The 6,498-nt window shown below is 51.0% G+C and carries 4 protein-coding genes; 1 reads left to right on the top strand and 3 read right to left on the bottom strand.

From position 1 onward, the window contains the following. Both IQ235_RS15525 and IQ235_RS15530 read right to left on the bottom strand, forming a co-directional pair. Nucleotides 1–319 (bottom strand): hypothetical protein (locus IQ235_RS15525; protein ID WP_264322349.1); only part of this gene is annotated, 319 nt, incomplete at its 3' end. Between the two features lie 99 nt (nt 320–418). Continuing rightward, complete coding sequence (locus IQ235_RS15530; protein WP_264322350.1) at nt 419–1,339, bottom strand: histone deacetylase family protein; 921 nt, start codon at nt 1,337–1,339, stop codon at nt 419–421. 727 nt (nt 1,340–2,066) lie between these two features. Between IQ235_RS15530 and gyrA the strand changes: the two genes are divergently transcribed. Next, entirely contained in the window at nt 2,067–4,727 is a 2,661-nt protein-coding gene (gene gyrA / locus IQ235_RS15535) for a DNA topoisomerase (ATP-hydrolyzing) subunit A (protein WP_264322351.1), read from the top strand. Nucleotides 4,728–4,825: 98 nt separating this feature from the next. Here the strand turns inward: gyrA and IQ235_RS15540 are convergent, their stop codons facing one another. After that, nucleotides 4,826–6,289 carry a hypothetical protein gene (locus tag IQ235_RS15540; RefSeq protein ID WP_264322352.1) on the bottom strand — a complete coding sequence of 488 codons (1,464 nt, stop codon included), beginning with the start codon at nt 6,287–6,289 and terminating at the stop codon, nt 4,826–4,828. Between the last annotated feature and the right edge of the window lie 209 nt (nt 6,290–6,498).

Here is a 6,498-nt window from a genome sequence, read left to right on the forward strand (position 1 = left end):
GAACTGGAGAATCGGTCAAGGCTTCAAATAAGACCTGCTCGTACAGCCAGTCGGCGATCAGTTCGGGACAATTGGCTTTAAACCAGCGCCAGCCAACAAATCGAAACAGTGGTTTGGAGAGACGAGCAACGGGTCGCAGAACCTGTTTGACGGGTTTGGGGCGAGTCTTTTTTTCGATGAAGTTGACCGAACCTACGTCGTAGAGGCACTCTAGGATGACTTTGACTGCTGCTTCTTCGCGATCGAACAACTGGGTTAACCTCAGCTGAACCTCTAGCATCCGTTCGGTTTCTAATTTAGTTAACGGCTGTTTTTTCATCGGCTCGATTACATAGGAATCGCACGTTACTTCACACAAAAGATCGATCGTGTATTTAAGTTGAGTCCGCCTCACCCAACGCAGTTTGGCTCGAACCGGCTATTTCATCAAACATTGTTCGACGGTAAACACGACAGATCGAGCGAGGGTATCGAGATCGTAGCCCCCTTCGAGGCCGAACAAAATTCGTGGAGAAATGCCCAAACAGCAATTGGTAAAGTACCCAAAATCTTTGGGTTCGAGGGCGATACTCGACAGGGGGTCGGCGCGGTTGGCATCGTATCCAGCACTGACGATCAGTAAATCGGGTTTGAAATTTTGCAAAAATGGCACCACTTCAGCCTCAAATTTAGGCTGGTACTCGGCGATCGTACTACCGCGACTCATGGGTAAATTTAGCACGTTATCGAAATTTCCGCGTTCGCTGGCGGCTCCGGTTCCGGGATAGTAGGGAGATTGGTGGAGGGAACAGTAGGCGATTTGGGGGTTGGTTTCGACGATCGCCTGAGTGCCGTTGCCGTGATGCACGTCCCAATCGAGAATGGCGACTCGATCGATATTGGGTTGTTCGAGTGCGTAGTGGGCGGCAATGGCGGCGTTGGAAAACAGGCAAAATCCCATACCGCGATCGCTTGAGGCGTGATGCCCTGGCGGACGAGCCAGGACAAAGGCAGGTTCCCCGGTTTCGAGGATACGATCGATCCCGTCTAACCAGGCACTCACCGCCAGCATCGCCACGTCGTAACTTCGGGCGGAAATCGGGGTATCTTCACCGAGTCCTCCGCCTCCGTTTTGGGCAATTTTTTCGATAGTTTGAATGTAATCGGGGGGGTGAATTTTGCCGACGATATCGAGGAGGGGACGGTTTTCGATGGAGGTGGGAGATCGCCACTCAATGCGATCTTCCCAAGGGACATTTTGGAGGGCAGAAACAATCGCGCTCAATCGTTCCGGACGTTCGGGATGAAAAGCCCCGGTATCGTGTTGAAGAAATTCTTCGGAGTAAATAATCGTAAACATCTCGTACGGAATTTGGGTTGCAGTTTGAAGATCGACAATTTATTTTATCGATTTTTATAAAAGAAATACAATTTAGATTTTTTTTGAGTCTCGATCTAATATTATTTTGTCAACTCTATTGTGAGTGAAAATTAAACATCAAATCACAATGGACATCTTTTTAACTAGAACAGTTTAAAATTATTTTTCACTTCCATGGTGGCAATAGTATTTCATCGATCGACAGAAAATATATTAAAATCTCGTTTTATTTGAATGCAAACCATGAAGATTTTTACGAATTTAAAACCTATTAAAAATTTAAACACTCAGTAAAAATAGTCTAGATTAAATTGTCGAAAGTTCGATTAAGGCTTGAATTTTAATAGCATGAATTAACTCAAAAAAACTCTAAATTTGTTTGAGAAAGTTTCGAGAACTACACGCAAAAAAAACTAAATATAACACCGTTTAAAATGGAACTTTTGGTTATTGATAGAGTGAGAGTATTGAGAATTAGATCTGAAATTATAGAGCTGTAAAATTAAGCTTATTTCTTGGGCTTTCTTGCCCGATTACAAATCCTTTCTAGGTCAAAGTTCCTAGTGCATCAATTAGGGCCAAAATCTGTTAAAATATCAAAGATAATTTAAGAGCATTTAGCTGAAATTATAACGCTAAATTGCATTCGATAAGTATTTCGGTAACGATCGACCGAAATTTCGTTTTTAATGGAGTTTTTGACCCTATGACCACTTCCCAAGAGCGGATCGTCCCAACGGATCTGCGCAATGAGATGTCCCGGTCTTACCTCGAGTACGCCATGAGCGTGATTGTAGGTCGGGCGCTGCCCGATGCGCGGGACGGACTCAAGCCCGTCCATCGGCGCATTCTCTATGCCATGCACGAATTGGGACTGATGCCCGATCGCCCGTTCCGCAAGTGCGCCCGCGTCGTCGGGGAAGTGTTAGGGAAGTACCACCCTCACGGGGACACGGCGGTGTACGATGCCCTGGTGCGCATGGCTCAGGACTTTTCGATGCGATCGCCCCTGATTAACGGACATGGCAACTTCGGTTCCGTGGACAACGATCCTCCCGCGGCCATGCGTTACACCGAATGCCGCCTGCAAGCCCTCAGTCGCGATGCCCTCCTGGAGGATATCGACTCGGAGACTGTCGATTTCGCCGACAACTTCGACGGATCGCAACAAGAACCCACGGTTTTACCCGCCCGCTTGCCCCAGCTTCTGCTCAACGGTTCCTCTGGAATTGCCGTGGGGATGGCCACCAACATTCCCCCCCACAACTTGGGAGAGTTAGTGGATGGATTGACGGCATTAATTCACAACCCGCAAATCGATACGACAGAACTGCGGCGGCACATTCCCGGCCCCGACTTTCCCACCGGCGGACAAATTCTCGGTCGCAGCGGCATTCGAGATGCCTATATTTCCGGTCGGGGTTCGATAACCATGCGCGGCGTGGCCGAGATCGAAACCATCGAACGGCGCGGGGCCCCCGATCGCGAAGCCGTGATTATCACCCAACTGCCCTATCAAGTGAATAAGGCAGCGCTGATCGAGAAAATTGCCGACATGGTGAACGAGAAGCGCTTAGAGGGAATTTCCGATATTCGCGACGAAAGCGATCGCGACGGAATGCGCATCGTGATCGAACTCAAGCGCGATGCCTATCCCCGCGTCGTCCTCAACAACCTCTACAAGCAAACCTCCATTCAAACCAACTTCGGGGCAAACATGCTCGCCTTGGTACATGGAGACCCCCAACTACTGCCTCTGAAGCGATTCTTGGAAGTCTTCCTCGATTTCCGAGTCGAAACTATTACCCGGCGAACCCTTTACGAACTGCGCAAAGCCGAAGAACGAGACCATCTCCTGCAAGGGTTGCTCATTGCCCTGGCTAACCTCGATGCGATTATCGCCCTGATTCGCCACTCGGCAGATACGGCAACGGCGAAAGTCGAGTTAATCGAAACCTACGCCCTTTCCGAACAGCAAGCCGATGCGATTTTACAGATGCAACTGCGACGGCTAACGGCATTAGAAGCGGAGAAAATTCAGAAAGAACACGAAGACTTACAAGCCGTCATTGCCGATCTCAACGATATTTTGGCGCGTCGAGAACGGATTCTCGAAATTATCGAAACCGAAGCCCAAGAACTCAAAGCCAAATTCGGCACCCCACGCCGCACGGAAATTCTGCGCGACGAAGGCGAAATCGACGAAACCGACTTGATTGCCAACGAAAAAGCGATCGTTTTGCTAACGGAACAGGGCTATATCAAGCGGATGCCCGTGAGTACTTTCGAGGCGCAAAACCGGGCGACGCGGGGCAAAGCCGGTACCAAGATGAAGGAAGATGACGGCATCGAGCATTTCTTGACCTGTTGCGACCACGACAGCGTCCTATTTTTCAGCGAACGGGGGGTGGTGTACTGCCTCAAAGCCTACCAAATTCCCACGGGTTCTCGCACGGCCCGAGGAGTGCCCATCGTCCAAATGCTGCCGATTCCGCGCGAGGAAAAAATCACCTCGATCGTTTCGGTTGCCGAGTTTACCGATGACGAATATCTGATTATGCTCACCCGAGGAGGATATATCAAAAAAACCGCCCTCTCGGCATTTGCCAATATTCGCGCCAACGGCTTAATTGCCATTTCCCTCAACGACGGCGACCAACTGCGCTGGGTGCGACGGGCCAAAGCCGAGGATAGCATTATCATCGGGTCGAGTTACGGCATGGCGATCCATTTCAAAGCCAGCCACGAACAATTGCGCCCCCTGGGTCGGGCCACGCGGGGGGTAAAGTCGATGAATTTGCGCAAAGGGGACGAACCCATCGGTATGGATGTTTTGCCCAGTACCGTCATTGCCAGTTTGGTCGAGGCCGATGAAAACGACATCGACGAGAACGAGATCGAGGAAGAAGAATTGACCGTTGCGGACCAGGATACCGAAGAAGACACCGAAGAGGACACCGAAGAGTCCCAGGCGGGTGAGGGACCGTGGGTGCTGACAATTACCACGGGAGGCTACGGCAAGCGGGTTCCCGTCACCCAGTTCCGCCTGCAACGACGGGCGGGTAAAGGAACGATCGCCACGAAATTCAAGGCCCACAGCAAGAAAGATCGATTGACGGCCCTGCGAGTCGTTACCGAAGAAGACGAACTGATGATTGTCACTAGCCGGGGGATTATTATCCGTCAGGCCGTCAATGCCATTTCTCCCCAGTCTCGCAGTGCCACGGGGGTGCGGGTACAGCGATTGGACAAAGACGATGCGATCGCCGCAGTGGCCTTAGTTCCCCCATCGGGAGAAGAGGAAATAGACGAGGAAATGGGTGAGGATCTCGTTGAGGAAGTGGTTGAGGAGGTGAGTGAAGAGTAGGAGATTCGGGGGACGCGGGGACGCGGTGATGGAGGAGGTTGTTCATTAACTCTTCCCCATTCTCCATTTCCCTATTCCGAACTCCGAATTCCTAATTCCTAATTCTCTCCCCGATCGAGTTCTTGTTGCAATTCCAGTTCTGAGGCAGGCATCCAATCCTCTCCCCGGAGGCGGCGCAACATTTCAATCGCCTCTTCACGAGTCTGGCCGGTATTGGCTTCGTGTCGCTGCCAGAAAGCCTCCCACCATCCGGGGGGTTCTTCTTTGGGGCCGTCGTGTTCCGTGGGACGATCGCTCGGCCCATCGACCACTAAACTGCCGACGTAGTCTGCATCTTCGTAAACGCGGGCAATTTGCTGGTGGATTTGTTCCATATCCTTCTCGGACACCACCCCGTTGCTGGTGGCTTTGTAGAACTGCACCGTTACTCGAATCGGGAATTGCGGATCGCGTTCGATCGCCAAATCGTCGATTTCCGTAAACGGGCCTTCCACCTCTCCGTGACCGATAACAGCTGCTTCCACATTGCTGCGGGCTTGTTCGGGGGCAGCAGCACTTTCAAAAAGCAGCATTCCATCCATCATCATCGGTTCGGAATCAAAGGGGCGTTTCTGCTTCAAAGGAACCTGAATCAGCATCACCATATTCAGTCCATCTTCCCCGGAAGCCTCCACCGGGTCGGTATTCGACGCACTCGAATCTCCACCCGAACTTTGAAAATCGCTCAATCGCTGACCCGTGAAACTGGCCCTTTCCCCATTTTTGTTGAAAAAGAGGCGCTGTCCCCAAGTGTTGCCTGCATCGAAACCATCTCGTTGATTATCGATGATGGTGACGCTGGTTCCCTCGCGGGTGGCTAGAATCGTCAGGACGGCCGGATCTCCAGCGTAGGATTGGTAGTTGAACAGGACGGGGTTAAACTCGGCGGTTCCTCCTTGGGGGATGGGCAAAAAGGCAGCTTGGGCGCTGACGAGAACGTGGGTATCGCGATCTGCTAAAAGGGAGGTTTCATCTCCCGCCCAAGATTCTGGCTGATGTAAGTATTGGGGTAAATTGCCGAGAAACTCTCGCAGAGACACCCGTTTGAGGTCTTCGTTTTTCTCGTTGCCCACCCGCAAGAAGAAGCGATCGAGGGGAATATCTGCCGATTCGTCGGTAAAATTGGGATGGCGGATCGCTGGCATCAAACTGAGGGTATACTCATCGGCGATCGGGTTATGCTGCTGAACCTGGATCGTCATGTCGCTGATATTTGGACCGACAGCAGAGTTGTAGTAGCGTCCGGTGTCCTCCCAAGTAACGTTGAGGATATTCAGGCCGAACCGGGCGGCGAGGTCTTGGGCGGAGGCATCAGAAACCATCGATGCGGTTTTTTCCACCACCGATCGATAGTCTCGAAATCCATAGTAACTGACCAGAAGGCTTGAATCGGCGATCGTTTCAACGGGGTTTTTCAAGGTGTTTTCGACAGAGAGGTTCGGTTCTTGGGCCGACATGGGCGTTACGGTTGTACCACCGAAGAGTAAGGCAAGGGCGATCGGGGTTAGAATCATATTGCGCATCGAGTTTCCTCCTCACAGAACAAAGCAGAGCGATTGATAGTTTCACGGTAATCGATGACGCTCGTATGATGAGGTGGGTTTCATTTTTGGTAACGAATTTAATAAGTTCGTTGAAAATCCGTGATGAATAGCGTTTCTCAAATCCGTAAGATACAAAAATTGTAGGGGGCAGATTTTGTAGAAAGTCTTGCCCTTGCGGAAATGTCGCG

Origin of the sequence: Zarconia navalis LEGE 11467 (assembly GCF_015207075.1) — a bacterium.
Classification (GTDB): domain Bacteria; phylum Cyanobacteriota; class Cyanobacteriia; order Cyanobacteriales; family Geitlerinemataceae; genus Zarconia; species Zarconia navalis.